The organism is Ruegeria sp. BHSB056 (assembly GCF_059613305.1).
Genome location: NZ_JBXWSG010000044.1, coordinates 1 through 19,515, shown reverse-complemented (window position 1 = coordinate 19,515; position 19,515 = coordinate 1). Strand labels below are relative to the sequence as shown.

The window sequence follows — 19,515 nt, the reverse complement described above, 5'->3', positions numbered from 1 at the left end:
TTGTATGCCGCGGTATACTAAATGCCTGCAACTTGCAAGACACTCTCCTGCGACCCTGTGTCCTGATCGAGGATGTATTTGTCGAAATACTTGCCAGTCAGGCGTGATCTGTCTGTCGCGGCCAACAGGTTTTTGCACCCTGGCACGCTAGCTTCCGGATGCGGAAATCAGTTCCTTGGCCAGCGGCAAGGATGAGTAACCCAGCCGGGACGGCGTCAATCCCAATCGCACAATCACCATATCATGAGAGGGGAAAACACCGATGGACTGACCATCATGCCCCTGCAACCAGACCGCATCTTCAAAAGGTGGCAAATCTCCGGGTGCTTCCAGCCAAAGGTGGCCCTTGGCGTATTTGCCATCCGAAGCATCAACCGGTTCGAACATCCAGTCCACATAACCTTCTGGTAATATCCGAGAGCCCCTCCAAACCCCTTTCTGCAGCAAAAGCTGCCCGTACCGGGCCCAGTCACGCGCCGTCGCATACATATAACTGGACCCGATGAAGGTATCGCTGACATCCGTCTCGATAACCACCGATGTCATGCCAATCGGCCCAAATAGTGCGTTGTGCGGATAGCTCAGCCCACCGTCGCCCAACTTGTCCTGCCAAACACGCGACAGCATCGTGGACGTGCCCGAGGAGTAGTTGAAGTCCGTTCCAATACTGGATTCAGCAACGCGCCCGGCAGCAAATTCGGCCATACCGTCACGAAGATACAGCATGCGTGTTACGTCTGAAACGTCCCCGTATTCTTCATCCCATTGCAGCCCGCTTGTCATCGCCAACATGTCAGCCACGGTAATATCCCGCCTTGCGTCGCTGGCCCAATCGGGAAAGCTGTCAACAAGCGTATCTGACAAGCTCATTTGACCCGCTTCAATCAAGGTGCCGATCAACCCGGCCGTAACTGTCTTGGTCATGGACCAGCCCAGTAACGGGGTATCCGCATCAAACCCATCGGCATATCGTTCAGCAATGATGCGCCCGTTTCGAACCACCACAACTGCGCGAAATCCTTCGCCCACCAAACTGTCATTCAACATGACATTCTGAAGCTTCGGGTCTTGGGACAAGGCAACTTCATTCCCGTTTGGCCATAGACCGTCTGGCAGCGGATCAGGCGTGGAAAGTGTCTGATTGCTCAGATCAGCCTCATGAACATTTGTGCAGCCAAGCCCCTGACGAAACTGCGATGTCGCAGGCGCAAAGAACTGAAAGATCCGCGCCGTCACAGTCTGCGCGTCACGATCCACCTTAATTGAGATTTGCCCCAGCAACGGATGACCAGGTGCCTGCACGTCCACGGCCAGAACTTCGCCCGGAGCCCGTCCGGCAATGAAAACGTTCGAACACACGATCTTGGCAGAGTAATTGGTTCCCACCTTCAAAAGATCCGGGGGCGCGAACCAAAGGTAGCCAATCAGAGCCACCCCGCCCAGAACCACCGCACCGCCGGTCATTTTTAGTACTTTGCTGAACATCCGCCGCAACCATTTCTGCCGCTACCTCGCGCGGCAAAGGTTAGAAGCAACCGAGCCGGCATTACCACAGTTTCGTTACGTCGATTGATGGGTCAGAGCTTGTGGACAAATGCGTGGCCAGTGCCTTCCAAGTTGCACATCGCTCAATCAGCAAACAGCGCAAATCGACCGCAGCCCTCAGCTCGCGGAGCATTGATCTTTATACCATGTAGGAGTGCTCAAAACGCCGCATCCCCACCATTTTTTTTACTCAAAAAACTGACGACTTTTGCTCACAATTTCACGCGCCATTTGCGCATAAGCCTGCACGATTTCCCAAAAACTTGCGTAATTCGAGAGACGTGATCAATTAATGGTAGTCACCAATTATCTTCTTTGAAAATTTGGCCCCCTCAATCTAGAGGGTATTCGGATTGGAAAAAGTCAATCCTAATCAGAGGGAAACAGCCCATTATCAGACTCGTGATGGGTCCCGCTCGAAGAAAGGACATTGCCGAATACGCGAAGTGAGCGCGTCCAAACCAGCGCGCTCACTCAATATGGTATTGCCTGTCACCACGACTTAAAAAGCGATGTGTTACTCTGCTGCAACCGCTTCCTCTGCCAGCGACAGATAATCGGTGTACCCTTTTTCATTGCCACCGTAGAGGGTAGTTGGATCCAACTCATTCAACGGGGCGTCTTTCTCCAGCCGGCTGACAAGATCCGGGTTGGAAATGAACGGCCGACCAAAGGCCACCAGATCGACGGCTCCGGATTCAACCGCTTCGATTGCCATTTCCCGGTCGTAAGAGTTGTTGCCCATTTTCGCACCGTCAAACAATTCATAGAGCGCCTTCAGATCGCAACCTCCCGGAATATCGCGCGGGCCGCCAGTCTGTCCTTCTACGAGATGGAGATAGGCCAACCCATAGGCATTCAGCAATTTAATCGCATGTGCAAATGTCGCCTGCGGGTCGCTGTCGGAAATGTTATTGGCTTCCGAGAATGGGCTGAGGCGAACACCCACACGGTCGGCTCCCCACACGTCGACAACCACATCCGTGACCTCTTGCAGGAACCGTGCCCTGTTCTCGATAGGACCGCCGTATTCGTCTTCACGCTTGTTGGACTCATCGCGCAGGAACTGATCGATAAGGTATCCGTTGGCTGCATGGATCTCGACACCGTCGAAACCCGCTTCCTTGGCGTTTTCCGCGGCTCTCCGGTAGTCCGCAACAATGCCAGCAATTTCTTCGATGGCCAGAGCCCGCGGTTCAGATGTTTCAACAAACTGTTCACCATCAAACGTCTTGGCCTTAGCGCCAATTGCAGATGGCGCAACAGGCGCGCCACCACCCTGCTGCAAACTGTAATGCGAAATCCGGCCCACATGCCAAAGCTGGATCACAATCTTGCCGCCCTCAGCATGGACAGCCTCAGTCACTTTTTTCCAACCATCGATCTGCGCTTGGGAATAAATGCCGGGCGTCCAGGCATAGCCCTTGCCTTGGGGCGAGATTTGCGAAGCTTCCGTGATGATCAGGCCAGCGCCCGCCCGCTGCGCATAGTACTTAACCTGCAATTCATGGACGCTGTCATCCTCGGCTCTTGCCCGGTTGCGGGTCAGTGGCGCCATGACAACGCGGTTTTTCAGTTCGATTGCACCAGCTTTGATGCCGGAGAACAGTTTTTCATCAGCCATTGCTGCTTCCTTCTTTGGTTTGCTTCGTTCAGACATTTTTGGACTATTTAGTCCAAATTTGTAGTCGAGGTTCCTTGTTAAAGCTTTCGTCACGTCTCATGCCCTCATGGTTAGGGTGGCCTACGGTGATATCACCAACCGAGCTTGTTTCAGGGTTTGCGATATCTGCTCGTCGGGAACGCCCGCCTTTCGTAAAGCCAGCGTGCCGATCGCAAGGGAGGCATAGGCGCGAGCCTTGTCGAGCGCCTGTCCCGGATCCGAAGGCTCAAGCGCTCTCGCAATAATTTCGTCGATACTCTCCAAATGGCGTCGCCCGAGATCCGCCACTTCATCATCATGCGGAGCAAGCTCCGTAAGGCAATTGATCAGCATGCAACCGTCACGACCGCCCTGCGGGTTCGCCAAAGCTTCCATTATTGCACCAACAGGGTCATCTCCGCCTGCGGCCGCGACGTCACGCAGATTTTTCAAACCACGCCTTGAATAGTGGCTGAGGGCTTTGTGAAACAAAGCCTGCTTGTTGCCGAATGTTCCATAGAAGCTGGAGCGACTCAAACCCATGGCCTTTGTCAGATCATCCACGGATGCTGTCTCGTAGCCTTTGTGCCAAAATACGCACAAAGCGTTTTCCAAGGCCTCGGCTTCGTCAAAGGCACGGGGCCGACCTGGGCCTGCGGGTGTTTTGATTCCACCAGCTGAAAGGGTATCTTTGCTCATGAGTAAGATTTGGAATGATCAGTCCGGAAATTCAAGGTGCCGGTGGGAAGTTTTTTGGAACAGTCAGTCCATATTGCGATCAGATACAGGAGTATAGGCCGGAAAGAATGAAAAACCTCACGTTGGTTGACCCGATTTAACTGCCCGGTTTGATTGTTGGTTCACACCATGCAGGTGCGCTCCTAACACTGCATCTCCGGCATTGATTTCTCGAAAGATAATCTTGCAATTTCGTCCATGACCCCGCGCAGCGTTTGCCCATAGGTTTGCATGCCACATAGAACCCATCGAACAAACAACCGTCAGAAATCCAGATTTTCGACGCTCAAGGCGTTCTTCTGGATAAATTCCCGACGAGGTTCGACAACATCACCCATTAGCTTGGTGAACAGATCGTCGGCTTCCACCATATCGTCAACGCGCACTTGTAGCAGCGTGCGCGCATCCGGGTCCAAAGTTGTTTCCCAAAGCTGGTCGGGGTTCATCTCTCCCAGACCTTTGTAGCGCTGTAGGGATAGGCCCTTTTCCCCTTCTTCCAGAATGGCGCGCAACAGGTCCAGCGGACCGTGGATCAATTGGCTACGATCACGGCGGATCAACGTGGCCGAGGTGTTGTAGACCTCTTGCAGGCTTTGCGTGAAGCTGCCTGTTTTGCGGGCCTCCCCCGACCGCAACATCGGGCCGTCCAAGGTGCGAACCTCTTCGACACCACGCAGAATGCGGGCCAGCCGAATTCCGTGATCCTGCGTGATCCGGCCCTGCCAGCCACGCTCATACTCCAACGCGATCAGGTCCAGACGGGCGGCAACCTTGTCAGCCACCCCTTGCAGATCGGCATCCACCGCACCCGGCACAAAGGCACCGGCAACAGCGGCCTGTTCCAGAATGTGGCGCGGGTAGTGCGTCGGGAAGGCGTCCAGAACGCGTTTCAACTGGCGCGCTTCGTCCACCACCCGGGCCAGGTCCTGACCAATGATCTCTTCGCCCGATCCCAGTTTCAGTACGGCGCCCTCGACCCCCTGGTTGACGAGATAATCGTCCAGAGCCGCCTGATCCTTCAGATAAACCTCTGATTTACCGCGCGAAACCTTATAGAGCGGCGGCTGCGCGATATAGAGATATCCACCTTCGATCAACTCGGGCATTTGCCGGTAGAAGAACGTCAGCAGCAGAGTTCGGATATGCGCGCCGTCCACATCCGCATCGGTCATGATGACGATTTTGTGGTAACGCAGCTTTTCAATGTTGAACTCATCACGGCCAATACCGGTACCCAGCGCCATGACAAGATTACCAATCTCTTGCGAAGACAACATCCGGTCAAACCGCGCGCGTTCCACGTTCAGGATCTTACCGCGCAGAGGCAGAACCGCTTGTGTCAGACGGTCCCGGCCCGTTTGCGCAGATCCACCCGCTGAATCCCCCTCGACAAGGAAGACTTCGGTTTTGGACGGGTCCTTTTCGGAACAATCCTTCAGCTTGCCCGCCAGATAGTTCACATCCATCGCCGTTTTGCGGCGGGTTAGTTCACGCGCCTTTCGCGCGGCTTCGCGCGCCAGAGCGGCCTCGATGATCTTGCCGACGATCGCTTTGGCCTCGGTCGGGTTTTCTTCAAACCACTCGGCAAGTTTTTCGTTCATCAGACCTTCAACCGCCGGGCGAACCTCGGAACTGACCAGCTTGTCTTTCGTCTGTGACGAGAATTTCGGATCAGGCACTTTGACCGACAGCACACAGGTCAGACCTTCGCGCGCGTCATCACCGGTAAAGCTGACCTTTTCCTTTTTCGCAATCCCGCTGGACTGCGCGTAGTTGTTGATCGTCCGGGTTAAGGCACCACGGAAACCTGCCACATGGGTGCCGCCATCTCGCTGAGGAATATTGTTGGTAAAGGGCAGGACAGATTCGTGATAGCTGTCATTCCACCACATTGCGATCTCCACACCGATATCGTCGCGCTCGCCCTTGATATAGATCGGCTCGGACATGGCAGGGGTTTTGGACCGGTCGAGGTACTTAACGAACTCCTTGACGCCACCTTCATAGAACAGCTCGGTTTCCAGCCGTTCCGCCGGACGCTCGTCAATCAGGATGATCCGAACGCCCGAATTCAGGAAAGCCAGTTCGCGCAGGCGTTTTTCCAATGTCTCGAATGAGTATTCGAGGTTCGAGAATGTATCGGTCGAAGCCAGAAACCGCACTTCTGTTCCTGTCCGATCTCCGCATTCACCGACAACCTTCAGGTGCTCAGCGGTTTCGCCACCTTCAAAACGCGCGACATGCTCTTTGCCATTGCGCCAGACGCGCAGTTCCAACCAATCCGAAAGCGCATTCACAACGGAAACACCCACACCGTGCAGGCCGCCCGACACCTTGTACGAATTGCTGTCGAATTTCCCACCGGCGTGCAGCTGGGTCATGATCACCTCGGCCGCCGACACGCCTTCTTCCGGGTGGATGTCCACCGGAATACCACGCCCATTGTCGCTGACAGAAACACTGGAATCGGCGTGAATTTTCACCGTCACATGGTCGGCATGACCCGCCAAAGCCTCGTCAATCCCGTTGTCGACAACCTCATATACCATATGGTGCAGACCCGAGCCATCATCCGTGTCCCCGATATACATGCCGGGGCGTTTGCGAACTGCCTCCAAGCCTTTGAGAACCTTAATAGAATCTGCGCCGTATTCTTGAGGGGCCTGTGCGTCTTCGGACATTCAGTCAGTACCTATATTATTTTGGTAACTTATACGTTTTCTGGTAGGGATTGTCACGCCATCCCCCAATATTTTGTGGTTTTCCGGATCGTTTTTTGCCGCCCCGAGAGAGGCTCACAAACGATCGATATCAGACGCGATATCCGCTGCAATTTGCGCCGCATCAACGTCTGTGCGTTCAGCGGACAAGCGCAGCCCCAGAATGTCTGACTGATACCTGGCCGCCAAACGATCCGGATCACGTCCTGCCCCGATTTCACCGGCATCCTGAGCCTTGCGAAACAGATCAGCGAAACAGTCTTTCATTTCCGCCATGTAATGCGCCGCCTGATCCGCAAGGACATGATCCTTCGCCTTCAACTCGGCATATGTCTTTGCCAACATGCAGGCCTTTGCCGGGGTCTCGGCTGCTTCGATCACCAATCGGGGCTGTGCTTTCAGCGCCTCCTTCGGGCCCAGTTTTTCCGCCAGGGCCTTTAGACGCGCCAAACCTTCTTGCGTATAGCTCTCCAGCGTCAGCGCATAGAGCGCATCTTTCGACCCGAACGCCGCATAAAAACTGCCGGGCTTCAGCTTCAGTTCCCGCTCCAGATCCTTCAGCGACGTACCAGCCCAGCCCTGACGCCAGAAGATATCCTTCGCCTTCGTGATCAACACGTCACGATCGTATGCGGGTTTGCGGGGCATCAGCATCACCAATTCTTGAACGTTCACTCAAATATATACTTGAGCGATCACTCAAGAAACCCTAAATACGACCCATCGCGCCAGAAACAGGAGTTCCGACATGGCCAATTTCCCGTCTCACGACCTCGAAACCGCGCCTGAAGCGTCCAAACCGCTGCTGCAAAAGTCTCAGGCCGCTTTTGGTCGCTTGCCCGGCCTGCATAAGGTCATGGCCGAAAGCCCTCAACATCTGGAAGGCTACCAGATTTTGCACGGCCTGTTCCTGCAAACTGATTTCGACAATGATGAGAAAACCGTCGTCTGGCAGACCATCAATGTGGAAAACGAGTGCCACTACTGCGTGCCCGCCCACACCGGTATCGCCAAGATGATGAAGATATCGGACGAGGTCTCAGACGCCCTGCGCAATGAAACCCCACTGCCTTCAGCCAAACTCGAAGCACTGCGCACCTTCACCCTGCAAGTGATGGAAACCCGCGGCAACCCGACCGAAGATCAGCTTCAGGCGTTCTTTGACGCGGGTTATTCCCATCGCGCGGTTCTGGATGTCGTGCTGGGTCTGGCCCAGAAAACCATGTCGAACTACGTTAACCACATGGCCAAAACCCCAGTGGACGAGGTTATGCGCGGCTTTCTGTGGGAACGTAAAGTCAGCGAACTGGCCTAAGCAGTCACGACCGAACCCTCATCGCTTTCGGTCACGATCAGCGTCTGGGCCCGGTCGCCCAATTCCGCAAACAGTTCAGGTCCGGTGCCCGTCATCCAGGCCTGAGCGCCCAGCGCGCAAATCTCGTCATAAAGCGCTGCACGCCGCCCAGCATCCAGATGCGCGGCCACTTCATCCAGCAGAACGATCGGAGGTGCGCCCAAGATCGCCGCCAGCGCCCGCGCATTGGACAGGATCAGCGACACCAAGAGCGCTTTCTGCTCACCAGTGGAACACTCCCTTGCCGGCACGCCCTTGGCCGCGAACACACCATACAGGTCGGACCGATGCGGCCCCACCAGGGTCCGGCCCGCTGCCAGATCCCTAAACCGGCTCTCGCCCAACGCGTCTCGCAAGTCTTCCGCCGTCTCGGGCATTGCGCCTTCGGTTTGCACCAATTCCAGTTCAGCCGAAGGGAACACCGTTTCCGCCCGGTCCTGCGCTGCCCGCAGAAGATCCAGCGACCTCAACCGCGCGGTATGGATGCGGTGCCCCGTCTCGGCCAACTGCCCTTCAAGCGCGGCATACCAATGCGCGTCCCTGACCTGCTCTTTCAGCAGGCGGTTACGTTCGCGCATCGCTTTTTCGTAGATCAGCGATGTTTCAGCGTGGGCTGGGTCAAAACTCAGCGCAATACGGTCCAGAAACCGACGGCGCCCTTCAGCTCCTTCAATCCACAGACGGTCCATAGACGGGGTCAGCCAGACAACCCGCGCAAGTTTTCCCAGATCGATCTGGGTCGCCGACTTGCCATCAATTCGCACCTGTCGCGCTGCGCCGCCCTCGGACCAGGTTTCGATTTCAAAACGCTGCCCCTGAGCGTCCAGCAACCCGGACAGTTTCCAACCCAACGCTTCGGGCCGCCGGGTCATCTCGGCTGCACTCGCCCGCCGCATCCCGCGACCGGGTGAAAACAACGACACCGCTTCAAGAATGTTGGTCTTCCCCGCACCGTTAGGCCCGTGAATGGCAACGGGTCGCCCGTCCAGAGACAACCGCGCCAGCTTATGAGATCGAAAATGCGAGACCGTAAGCTCGGTCAGGGCCAATCCCATGACCCCTCCCTTCATCTTTTCAAAAATACTCCCGCCGGAGGCATCGCGCGTCCGCGCGATCAGACGCGCATCGGCATGACGACGTATACGGCGCTCAGGTCGTTGCCTTCGCGCATCAATGTCGGGTCACCAGCCGAGTTGAACAGGAAAACTGCATTCTCACGATCCACCTGAGACGCAATCTCCAACAGGTATTTGGCGTTGAACCCGATCTCCAACCGCTCATCCCCGTAAGCGACGGCCAGTTCTTCCTCGGCGGCGCCACTGTCAGGTGCATTCACCGACAAGATCAGCTTGTCGCCTTCCAATTGCAACTTCACTGCCCGCGACCGCTCCGACGAAACAGTTGCCACGCGATCCACGGCCTGCGCGAATTCAGCAGCATCCACTTCAAGCTTGCGGGTGTTTCCTTGCGGGATAACGCGTGTGTAGTCGGGGAAGGTGCCGTCAATAACCTTCGACGTCAGCGTGATATCCGGCGTGGCAAAGCGTACCTTGGTTTCACTGACCGAAACGGCGATATCCATCTCGTCGTCATCCAGCAGCTTGCGCAACTCGCCCACTGTTTTGCGGGGCACGATCACGCCCGGCATATCCGCCGCGCCATCCGGCAAATCTGCGTCGATCCTCGCAAGCCGGTGGCCATCGGTGGCCACACAACGCAACACTTTTCCACCCTCGGACCCATCTGCCACATGCATGTAGACACCGTTCAGATAGTACCGGGTCTCTTCGGTCGAGATGGCGAATTTCGACTTGTCAAACAACCGGCGCAGCAATGCCGCCGAAGCGGTGAAATTCGATTGATACTCAGACGATGCCATCACCGGAAAATCTTCCTTCGGCAGTGTCGCCAGCGAAAAATTCGACCGCCCCGCTTCAACTGTCAGCCGTCCAGCGGCGCTGTCAGCAGTCAGTGTCACCAGCGCACCGTCGGGCAGTTTGCGCACAATCTCATGCAAGGTTGTTGCCGCAACGGTCGTCGCGCCTGCCTTTTCGACCTGTGCGGGTGCCTTATCGACCACTTCGATATCCAGATCGGTGGCGCGGAACTGGACCTGATCGCCTTCGGCCTCGATCAGGACATTGGCAAGTATGGGAATGGTATTGCGACGTTCTACAACGGACTGGGCCTGCGAAACGGCCTTAAGAAGGGTGCCGCGTTCAATGCTGATCTTCATACCCTCAATTCCTCTGACTTGCGTACCGACATGGGCGGGACTGGCACGTTAGCGGTTCCACCCCGAGGCACAAGGATTTTTTACGGATTTCTGGGTCGGAATGCAGCAACCGTCAAGTGCGGCGTGCCCCACAGGCCTCAGTTCTGGTGCAACCGTGGATTATTACGCACAAAAAACGCCCCGGCGCAGAAGCCCCGGCGCGTTTCTTTGCACTGCTGGCCCGGTTCAGGCTTCGAGAGACCGACGCAGCATCTCCACATCTTCAGCGATCTGGCCATCGGTCAGTTTCAGCTCTTCAATGCGCTTGACGCCATGCATGACCGTGGTGTGGTCGCGCCCGCCGAACCGACGGCCGATCTCTGGCAGTGATCGGCTGGTCAGCTGCTTGCAAAGATACATCGCCACCTGACGGGGGCGCGCGTAGGATCGCAGGCGCTTGGGACCGATGATATCGGACATGCGGATGTTGTAGTATTCGGATACTTTCCGCTGAATCTCCTCAACCGTGATCTTGCGTTCGGATGCGCGCAGGACATCCGCCAGACAATCCTGCGTCAACTCCATGTCGATCTCGCGCCCAACCAGCGAGGCAAAAGCAAACAGACGTGTCAGAGCACCTTCCAGCACGCGGACATTGGTTGAGATACGATGAGCCAGAAATTCAAGAACGCCATCGGCAATCGTCAGATCAGGATAGGAACTGCTGTATTGCTGGACCTTGTTTTGCAGAATGCCTAGACGCAATTCATAGTCGGTCGGATGCAGGTCAACGACCAGACCACATTGCAGGCGCGACTTTACACGATCTTCCAGGTCCTTGATTTCGCCCGGGGCGCGGTCGGCCGAAATGATGATCTGCTTGTTCTGATCCACCAGCGCATTGAACGTATGGAAAAACTCTTCCTGAGTAGAATCCTTTCCGGCAATGAACTGCACGTCGTCGACCATCAGCACATCGACCGAACGGAACAAATGCTTGAAATCCATCATCCGGCGTTCCCGCAGGGCCTGCACGAAGCGATACATGAACTGTTCGGCTGACAGGTACAGGACATTCAGTTCCGGATGCTTGGTTTTCAGCTCCCAGGCAATGGCATGCATCAGGTGGGTCTTACCCAGACCCACTCCACCATACAGAACAAGCGGGTTGAATGTTACCGGGCCACCTTCGGACACGCGGCGCGCGGCAGCATGGGCCAACTCGTTGGGTTTGCCCACCACGAAACTGTCAAAGGTGAAACGCGAATCCAGCGGCGCGGCCTGCAACGACTCCAAAGCGTTCTGCGGACTATCCGTCGCGGCCAAGGGTACCGGCTCTGGCTGAGGTTCGGTGACCACCTTGGCTGCGGGCTTGGGGCGCGCGGGCGAGTTGGCAGCAACACGGAAGTCCAGGCGCTGAACGGTTTCCCCAGCCGTATTGAGCTCGTACAAGATTAGGTCCGCAAAATTCTGGCTGACGTAGTTCCCCATAAAGTTCGTTGGCACGGAAAAAACCGCCACACCATCCTGCAGCTCTTTAAATTCCAGAGGCTCGATCCATGTGGTGAAATTATTCCGACCGACAGCCTTCAGCAATTTGTTACGCAGTAGTCCCCATTTCTCTTGTGTCATTCAGCGCCTCACGCATCCCATTCTTTTTGGCCTGCCGGCCTTATCATACGAAACCGGTTGTACGGTCTTGCATTCACACGCCCAAAGGGAACCTGTCGCCAAACCTAACGGTTTGGCGGGGATTGCCCCTGAAAGTTCGGTGCATCCGGATTTTTGACGCTCAACAATACATAAGCGTCCCGAAACTCGGGCTGCACGTCACAATCTCAATTTTCAGACAGGGCCGAGAACCCCGGATAATCCCGGACTTCGCGGCAGATCGGCAGCCCAGCTTGCGCCAGTCGTCGACGAATGTTTCCAGATCGATCTGATGCCCGTCAGTCCGATCGAGTAAACAGCCTGTCCCCCCAAGCGAGTGAATCGCTGACATCAGTGGTAGCAACTTGAAATAGGGCGCGGCAACGAAACTCTGATATTGACTCGGGACTTTGGTCGAAAGAATCTCTCGGTCTTGTGAAGGCGCGGTATTCCGGCAACACGAAAAAAGGCGCCGCAATGCGCAGCGCCTTTGACATTAGTTCAGCCTTGCTGACTTGACCCAAGGTAACCCGCAGGCTTTAGCCCAGAGCTTTGACCCGGGCCGACAGGCGCGACATTTTACGTGCAGCAGTGTTCTTGTGGAACACGCCTTTGGTGACGCCACGCATCAATTCGGGTTGGGCGGCGCGCAATGCTGCGGTTGCCGCATCTTTATCACCGGATGCAATCGCTTCTTCGACTTTACGCAGATAGGTGCGGATGCGCGAACGACGCGCTTTGTTAACTGCGAAACGCTTTTCGTTCTGACGGGCGCGTTTCTTTGCCTGGGGCGAATTTGCCATGTGTCTCTGACCTTCGTTCGGTACGGTTATCAAGGGTTGCGCGCCACGGATATATCCGCACCGGATCAGAAATCACGAGTGTGAGTCGGGCCAAGCGGGCCGCACGCGCATGTATTGCGGCGCTCAATACCTAACATTTCAAGGATTGCCAAGCCGATTCTTGGAACTCACAGACCCGGCAAAGAAAAGGCGGGCAACGCCCGCCTTTCATTAATCTCTTGCGATTTACTTGTCGCGAAACTGTGCAGCCCGCTTTTCAAGAAACGCCGCCATGCCCTCTTTCTGGTCTTCGGTGGCAAACATGGAATGGAAGACGCGGCGCTCAAACAGCATGCCTTCACTCAGCGGAAGCTCGTAACTGCGATTGACCGCTTCTTTTGCCGCAGCTGCCGTCAGCGCCGATTTCTCCGATATTTTTTGCGCCGCACCGACGGCTTCGTCGATCAGTTTCTTGGCTGGTACGACCCGGCTGACCAAACCAGCGCGCTCGGCTTCGTCCGCGTCCATGAACCGACCGGTCAGGTTCATGTCCATCGCCTTGGACTTGCCGACAAAGCGCGTCAAACGCTGGGTGCCGCCCAACCCTGCTATTACGCCAAGGTTGATTTCAGGCTGACCGAATTTGGCAGTGTCCGCAGCAATGATGAAATCGCAGAGCATTGCCAACTCGCATCCCCCACCCAGAGCATAGCCCGCAACAGCAGCGATGATCGGTTTGCGAATCGCCGAAACCCGATCGTTTGCATCAGCAAAAAGGTTGGTGGTGTAGACATCTACAAAGCTCATCTCGGACATTTCCCGGATGTCCGCGCCAGCAGCAAAGGCCTTGTCCGATCCGGTGATGACGATGCAACGCACCTTGTCGTTGCTGTCCGCCTCTTCCAGCGCAGTACACAACTCACCCAGCAACTGGGAGTTCAGCGCATTCAACGCATCCGGTCTGTCGAGTTTGATTAGGGCGACGTGGTCTTCGATTTCGACGATGATCGTCTCAAAAGCCATGAGAAAAAAGCTTCCGGTTGTTCCGTTCAGTTACGAGTCCTTACCACGCGAATTCTCTGGATCAAGCTATCTTTGGCATTGCGCACAGTAGAAGGATGAGCGACCGGACTGGGTGATTCTCTGGATCAGACCATTGCAACCCTCGGTCCGGCAGGGCTTTCCTTCGCGGCCGTAGACATCAAAGCTATGCTGAAAATATCCAAGTTCTCCATCGGCTTGCCGGAAATCCCGCAGGGATGATCCGCCTGCTTCGATCGCGTCCCGCAACACCTTCCGAATGGTCGGTACCAGCGACGATACACGTGCCGCAGATATTTGCCCTGCTTTACGACGTGGCGACACCTTGCCGCGATAAAGCGCTTCGCAAACATAGATATTGCCCAACCCAGCAACGATTCCCTGATCCAGAAGGGCTGATTTGACAGGAGTACTCCTGCCTTTGAACGCTTCAATCAGGTGTTGCTCATGGAAATCATTGCCCAAGGGCTCCGGTCCCAGAACCGCCAGAAGCTTGTGATCCTCGGCCGTAGCTGTGGGCAGAAGGTCCATCGCCCCGAACCGGCGTGGATCGTTAAAGGTGATACGCGCCCCGTTGGCCATGTGAAAAACAACATGGTCATGTTTCTCAGCGGCCGGATGTTCGCGCAGGAAATGACCTAGTGGATCGCCTGACACCGTCATTCGCCCCGACATCCCCAGATGGATCAACAAGGTCTCGCCACTGCTGAGGTCGGCCAGAATGTATTTTGACCGCCGCCGCAACCGATCCACCCGCTGCCCGGTCAGCCGTTCTGCCATGCGTTCAGGAAGTGGCCAGCGCAGATCCGGGCGATTCACATCCGCCCTTTCAATCTCGACCCCCTCCATCGCAGGGCTCAGGCCGCGTCTTACGGTCTCGACCTCGGGCAATTCTGGCATTACAGGGCTCCTATTCCAAAGGGCCGCATTGTGCCCCGCTTCCAGAGCCCTATAACAGAAGCGAAATTCGACAAACGGCAAGGCTTATGTCCGACAACAGCGACAACACCACTCATTTCGGGTTCGAAACCGTACGCGAGGCTGACAAGGCCGGGCGCGTGCAGGGCGTGTTCAACTCGGTCGCCTCGAAATATGACGTGATGAACGATGTCATGTCGATGGGTATCCACCGGGTCTGGAAAGATGCGATGATGGACTGGTTGGCGCCACGCCCCGATCAGCGTTTGCTGGATGTTGCAGGCGGAACCGGTGACATTTCCTTTCGCTTTCTGAAACGCGCAGGCTATGGCCATGCCACGGTTCTTGATCTGACAGAACCCATGCTGGTCGAAGGACGGCAACGCGCCGAAGCCGACCAGATGGCCGACAGCCTGAACTGGGTGGTGGGCGACGCTATGGCCCTGCCGTTCGAAGACAACACCTTTGATGTCTACACGATCTCGTTCGGCATCCGGAACGTGACCCGCCCGCAAGAGGCCCTGAACGAAGCCTTTCGCGTTCTGAAACCTGGTGGCCGCCTGATGGTGCTGGAGTTCAGTCAGCTTCCCAATGACGGGCTGCAAAAGCTCTATGACCTCTACAGCTTCAATGTCATTCCACGCATGGGAAAGCTGATCGCGAATGATTACGACAGCTATCAGTATCTGGTGGAGTCGATCCGCAAGTTCCCCGATCAGGAAACCTTCCTGAACATGGTCCGAACCGCTGGCTTCGAAAACGCGAAATTCCGCAATCTCAGCATGGGTATCGCCGCGCTGCATTCCGGCTGGAAGATCTGACGCATGCGCGGTCCCCACAACATCATCCGCCTGATCCGAACGGGCGCCACGCTTGAGCGCACCGGTGCCATGAATGTGGTCCTCGACGCGTTCGAGGCGCCACAGGCTATCCGATTTCTTGCCCACGCTCTAGGCAAACCGTTTTGGTGGCTGGGTTACAAGGGCAACCCAAAGATGCCGCCTGCAACACGTGCGCTCACCGCCCTGGGCCCGGCCTACATCAAGTTTGGTCAGGTGCTTTCGACACGCCCGGATGTTGTAGGCGATGAACTGGCTGTGCAACTTCGTGTTTTGCAAGACAAACTGCCGCCGTTCTCAAAAGCCGAGGCTTTGGCCGAAGTAGAAAGGGAACTGGGGCAACCTGTTGCCGAGATATTCAGCGAATTCAGTGAACCCATAGCTGCCGCTTCGATCGCACAGGTCCACAAGGCCAAGCTTGCGAGCACCGGAGAAGACGTGGCCGTCAAAGTCCTGCGTCCCAATATCGAACGCGCCTTTCGCAAGGATGTAGATGCGTTCTACTTCGCCGCCCGCATCGTCGATTTGTTTGCGCCCGGTGCCCGCCGATTGCGCCCGATGGAGGTCATTGAACATTTCGATGGCGTTGTACGGGGTGAACTGGATCTGCGTCTGGAAAGCGCTGCTGCCTCGGAATATGCGGCCAACACAAAAGACGACAAAGGGTTCTGGCTGCCGCCCATATTGTGGTCACTGTCGGCACGGCGCGTGATGACACTCAGCTGGGCCGACGGTGTTCCATTGGGTGAAAATGACGCACTGGACGCCGCTGGCCACGATCGCCGCGACCTGGCTGAACGTGTGCTGCGCCTGTTCCTTCTTCACGCCCTGCGCGACGGCTATTTCCACGCCGATATGCATCAGGGCAACCTCAAGGTCGCCGCCAACGGTGATATCATCGCTTATGATTACGGTATCATGGGCCATATCGACGAATACACGCGCCGTGTCTATGCCGAGATACTGTTCGGTTTCATCCGCCGCGACTATAAGCGCGTGGCCGAAGTGCATTTCGAAGCCGGTTACGTTCCTGCACATCAGGACGTCGACGAATTCGCCCGCGCCCTGCGGGCGGTTGGCGAACCCATCTTCGGTATGGATGCCTCGCATATTTCGATGGGCCGTTTGCTAAGCTATCTGTTCGAAGTGACAGAGCGTTTTGGCATGGAAACCCGAACCGAGCTGATCCTTCTACAGCGCACGATGGTCGTGGTTGAAGGTGTAGCCCGGTCTCTGGATGACCACATCAATATCTGGGAAGTTGCCCGCCCCGTGGTCGAAGATTACATCAAACAATCCATCGGCCCGCGCGCCGCGCTTCGTGACTTTGCCAAAACAGCTTTGGTTCTGGCGCGCTTTGGCCCACGACTGCCGACGCTGGTCGAAGATGCATTGATTGCGCAGACACACAAAGATGAGCCGGATAATCCCGGACTGATGCAAAAAGTATTGCCCGCCGCTATCGGCGCTTTTGTCGGCGCAGCTGCTGTTTTGCTGATCGCCACACTCGGCTGATTGTGATCCACAGCTTCATCTGGCCGAAAATATCCTCGGGGGGAATCGCGCTTTGCGCGATGGGGGGCAGACAGCCCCCCTTGCCAGACCCGGATCAGAGCCGCTCGATGGCAATGGCAATCCCCTGACCGCCACCAATACACATGGTGATCAACCCTTTTGATCCGCCTGTGCGCTCCAACTCATAAAGCGTCTTCATGGTAATGATGGCGCCCGTCGCGCCTACAGGGTGCCCCAGCGCTATCGCGCCTCCATTCGGGTTCACCTTCGCCGCATCCAACCCTAGCTCCTGATTGACGGCCAGCGCCTGCGCGGCAAATGCTTCGTTGCTTTCGATCACATCAAAATCTTCCGCCGACAAACCCGTCTTTTTGAACAGGTTCTGAACGGCCGGTACCGGACCAATACCCATGACTTCAGGGCGCACGCCAGCATGTGCATATCCGATCACGCGCGCTTTTGGCTTCAATCCGGCCTTTTCCGCCGCGTCCGCCGTTGCCAGAACCATCGCCGCCGCGCCGTCGTTGATGCCCGACGCATTGCCCGCCGTCACACGCCCATCTTTTTTGAACACCGGTCGCAACCCGGCCAGCGCATCGGCTGTCGTCGCTTTTGGATGCTCATCAACTTTGAAATCCACCATGTCACGCTTGACCTTCACCTGAACGGGCACGATCTGGCTTTCGAAATATCCGGCTTCAATTGCAGCTGCCGCGCGGGTCTGGCTGGTCATGGCAAACTCGTCCATCTGTTCACGACTGATCTGGTGTTCATCGGCAACGTTCTCGGCCGTCACGCCCATGTGCCCTGTGCCAAAGGGGCAGTTCAATGCACCCAGCATCATGTCCAGCGATGTGACATCACCCATTTTCGCGCCCCAGCGCGCCTGTGGAACAATGTAAGGGCTGCGCGACATGCTTTCTGCGCCACCTGCCACGGCGAAATCGGCATCGCCAAGCATCAAGGATTGCACTGCTGACACGATCGCCTGTGCCCCCGAACCGCACAGCCGATTTACATTCATCGCAGGGGTGCCGTTCGGAATTCCGGCCTGCATCGCGGCCACGCGCGACAGGTACATGTCCCGAGGTTCGGTGTTGATGACATGGCCAAATACAACATGCCCGATCTGAGCACCTTCTACCCCAGACCGCTCCAAGGCGGCTTCGGTGACCACCGTCGCCAGATCAATGGGCGCGGTTGACGCAAGTGCGCCACCGAAAGTTCCAATCGCGGTGCGCGCACCATCCAGCAATACGATGTCTGTCATGTCTTTCTCCTCTTGGAATCGTCGTCAGTATGCACACGCAGCATTATTCTGTCCTATAGGACGTGCCGTCACGGATGGAATTGACAAGCGAGGTCCCAATACGCATGGATTCCGTCATGACGGAGAACACAGACGATATCCTGAACCTTTTGCCCGCCCGCCTGAAAGAAGCACGCCGGGCCAAAGGACTGTCGCTGGAAGCAGTCGCAAACCTCAGTGGCGTATCCAGATCCATGGTTAGCCAGATCGAACGCGGGGAAAGCAGCCCAACGATCTCGACCCTCTGGAACCTGACACGTGCGCTACAGGTGGATTTTGCCGGTCTTCTGGAAGGTTCAAAAGCCAGCGATCAAATCGAGGTGCTGCGCGCGTCCGAGGTGCCCAGCATCGACAATATGGGGCAGAACTGTCGCATTCGCATCCTGTCCCCACCGGAAGAGGCCGGAGGTCATGAGGTTTATGATATCGAGTTCGACACAGGCGGGGCCTTGAACAGTCAGCCCCATGCGCGCGGCGCGCACGAACAGCTGACAGTGCTGGAAGGCACCGTCAAGGTTACATCGGGCAGTGCCGTTTCGGAACTGAGCCAAGGGGACACCGCCCGCTATGCCGCGGATATCGTGCATTCCATCTCGGCCAAAGAACCTGCGCGGGTGTTTTTGATCGTAAAGAACGCCTGACATCAGCAATTTTCCGCCTTCACGGAAATTTTTCCTGTATATTGAAATTCCCCTATTTGGGAAATTCATCCGCTATGTTAGATGTGCGACTCAGTTGAACGGAGGTCGCCATGGCAGATGCATTCCTGTCCCACATCACGGACACACTCGCGCAGATCGAATCCGAAGGGCTGTACAAGCGCGAACGAATGATCACCTCGCCTCAGGGCGGTGAGATTACGGTGGGCGGCAAACGGGTGATCAACCTGTGCGCCAACAACTATCTGGGTCTTGCGGATCACCCCGCGCTGATCGAGGCCGCAACCAATGCGATGGGTCCGAAGGGTTTCGGCATGGCCTCGGTCCGGTTCATTTGCGGGACGCAGGATATTCACCGTGAACTGGAACAGCGGTTGGCCAAGTTCCTGAACAAGGACGATGCGATCCTGTTCGCGGCCTGTTTTGATGCCAATGGCGGGCTGTTCGAACCGTTGCTGGGGCCTGAAGATGCCATCATTTCGGACAGTCTGAACCACGCCTCTATCATTGACGGGGTGCGGCTGTGCAAGGCCAAGCGCTATCGCTATCTGAACAATGACATGAATGACCTTGAAGCGTGGCTGAAGC

17 protein-coding genes are annotated in these 19,515 nt (G+C 56.3%); 5 read left to right on the top strand and 12 right to left on the bottom strand.

What is annotated here, in order from left to right:
• Positions 1-147: 147 nt before the first annotated feature.
• The 5 genes from AC2FND_RS12120 to AC2FND_RS12100 form a co-directional block, all read right to left on the bottom strand.
• Positions 148-1,485 (bottom strand): serine hydrolase domain-containing protein, encoded by a 1,338-nt coding sequence (locus tag AC2FND_RS12120; protein WP_496769971.1) that lies wholly within the window; start codon positions 1,483-1,485, stop codon positions 148-150.
• A gap of 577 nt (positions 1,486-2,062) precedes the next feature.
• Complete coding sequence (locus AC2FND_RS12115; protein ID WP_496769970.1) at positions 2,063-3,169, bottom strand: alkene reductase; 1,107 nt, start codon at positions 3,167-3,169, stop codon at positions 2,063-2,065.
• A 120-nt stretch (positions 3,170-3,289) separates the two neighbouring features.
• The gene (locus tag AC2FND_RS12110; protein WP_496769968.1) at positions 3,290-3,886 is read right to left on the bottom strand and encodes a TetR/AcrR family transcriptional regulator; all 597 of its coding nucleotides are present in this window, start codon (positions 3,884-3,886) and stop codon (positions 3,290-3,292) included.
• A gap of 302 nt (positions 3,887-4,188) precedes the next feature.
• Positions 4,189-6,606 (bottom strand): DNA topoisomerase (ATP-hydrolyzing) subunit B, encoded by a 2,418-nt coding sequence (gene gyrB, locus AC2FND_RS12105; protein WP_496769966.1) that lies wholly within the window; start codon positions 6,604-6,606, stop codon positions 4,189-4,191.
• 114 nt (positions 6,607-6,720) lie between these two features.
• The gene (locus AC2FND_RS12100; protein ID WP_496769965.1) at positions 6,721-7,293 is read right to left on the bottom strand and encodes a TetR/AcrR family transcriptional regulator; all 573 of its coding nucleotides are present in this window, start codon (positions 7,291-7,293) and stop codon (positions 6,721-6,723) included.
• A 100-nt stretch (positions 7,294-7,393) separates the two neighbouring features.
• Between AC2FND_RS12100 and AC2FND_RS12095 the strand changes: the two genes are divergently transcribed.
• Positions 7,394-7,960: a carboxymuconolactone decarboxylase family protein gene (locus AC2FND_RS12095; protein WP_496769963.1), complete on the top strand. Its 567-nt coding sequence runs from the start codon at positions 7,394-7,396 to the stop codon at positions 7,958-7,960.
• On the opposite strand, the gene recF is transcribed toward AC2FND_RS12095, so the two are convergent.
• From recF to mutM, 6 genes are all read right to left on the bottom strand, one after another.
• On the bottom strand, positions 7,957-9,054 hold the full coding sequence (gene recF, locus AC2FND_RS12090) for a DNA replication/repair protein RecF (RefSeq protein ID WP_496769962.1): 1,098 nt from the start codon (positions 9,052-9,054) through the stop codon (positions 7,957-7,959). The two genes, AC2FND_RS12095 and recF, sit on opposite strands and share 4 nt — an antisense overlap.
• A gap of 59 nt (positions 9,055-9,113) precedes the next feature.
• Positions 9,114-10,235 carry a DNA polymerase III subunit beta gene (dnaN, locus tag AC2FND_RS12085; RefSeq protein WP_267363127.1) on the bottom strand — a complete coding sequence of 374 codons (1,122 nt, stop codon included), beginning with the start codon at positions 10,233-10,235 and terminating at the stop codon, positions 9,114-9,116.
• 225 nt (positions 10,236-10,460) lie between these two features.
• A complete protein-coding gene (gene dnaA, locus AC2FND_RS12080) occupies positions 10,461-11,846 on the bottom strand; it encodes a chromosomal replication initiator protein DnaA (RefSeq protein WP_480507240.1) in 1,386 nt (461 codons plus the stop codon).
• 557 nt (positions 11,847-12,403) lie between these two features.
• Positions 12,404-12,667 carry a 30S ribosomal protein S20 gene (rpsT, locus tag AC2FND_RS12075; protein WP_039541017.1) on the bottom strand — a complete coding sequence of 88 codons (264 nt, stop codon included), beginning with the start codon at positions 12,665-12,667 and terminating at the stop codon, positions 12,404-12,406.
• A 225-nt stretch (positions 12,668-12,892) separates the two neighbouring features.
• Entirely contained in the window at positions 12,893-13,669 is a 777-nt protein-coding gene (acuK, locus tag AC2FND_RS12070; RefSeq protein ID WP_496769959.1) for an acryloyl-CoA hydratase, read from the bottom strand.
• Between the two features lie 66 nt (positions 13,670-13,735).
• Positions 13,736-14,587, bottom strand: coding sequence for a bifunctional DNA-formamidopyrimidine glycosylase/DNA-(apurinic or apyrimidinic site) lyase (mutM, locus tag AC2FND_RS12065; RefSeq protein WP_496769957.1), 852 nt, complete (start codon positions 14,585-14,587; stop codon positions 13,736-13,738).
• A gap of 86 nt (positions 14,588-14,673) precedes the next feature.
• Between mutM and ubiE the strand changes: the two genes are divergently transcribed.
• On the top strand, positions 14,674-15,426 hold the full coding sequence (ubiE, locus tag AC2FND_RS12060; protein WP_209507184.1) for a bifunctional demethylmenaquinone methyltransferase/2-methoxy-6-polyprenyl-1,4-benzoquinol methylase UbiE: 753 nt from the start codon (positions 14,674-14,676) through the stop codon (positions 15,424-15,426).
• A gap of 3 nt (positions 15,427-15,429) precedes the next feature.
• The gene (ubiB, locus tag AC2FND_RS12055; protein ID WP_496769955.1) at positions 15,430-16,959 is read left to right on the top strand and encodes a 2-polyprenylphenol 6-hydroxylase; all 1,530 of its coding nucleotides are present in this window, start codon (positions 15,430-15,432) and stop codon (positions 16,957-16,959) included.
• 94 nt (positions 16,960-17,053) lie between these two features.
• Here the strand turns inward: ubiB and AC2FND_RS12050 are convergent, their stop codons facing one another.
• Positions 17,054-18,229, bottom strand: a complete 1,176-nt coding sequence (locus AC2FND_RS12050) for an acetyl-CoA C-acyltransferase family protein (RefSeq protein ID WP_496769953.1) — start codon at positions 18,227-18,229, stop codon at positions 17,054-17,056.
• 116 nt (positions 18,230-18,345) lie between these two features.
• Here AC2FND_RS12050 and AC2FND_RS12045 point away from each other — a divergent pair, with 116 nt between their 5' ends.
• Together AC2FND_RS12045 and AC2FND_RS12040 are read left to right on the top strand one after the other, a co-directional pair.
• Positions 18,346-18,909 carry a helix-turn-helix domain-containing protein gene (locus AC2FND_RS12045; RefSeq protein WP_209507187.1) on the top strand — a complete coding sequence of 188 codons (564 nt, stop codon included), beginning with the start codon at positions 18,346-18,348 and terminating at the stop codon, positions 18,907-18,909.
• A 110-nt stretch (positions 18,910-19,019) separates the two neighbouring features.
• On the top strand, positions 19,020-19,515 hold a 496-nt coding region (locus tag AC2FND_RS12040), incomplete at its 3' end, for an aminotransferase class I/II-fold pyridoxal phosphate-dependent enzyme (protein WP_496769950.1).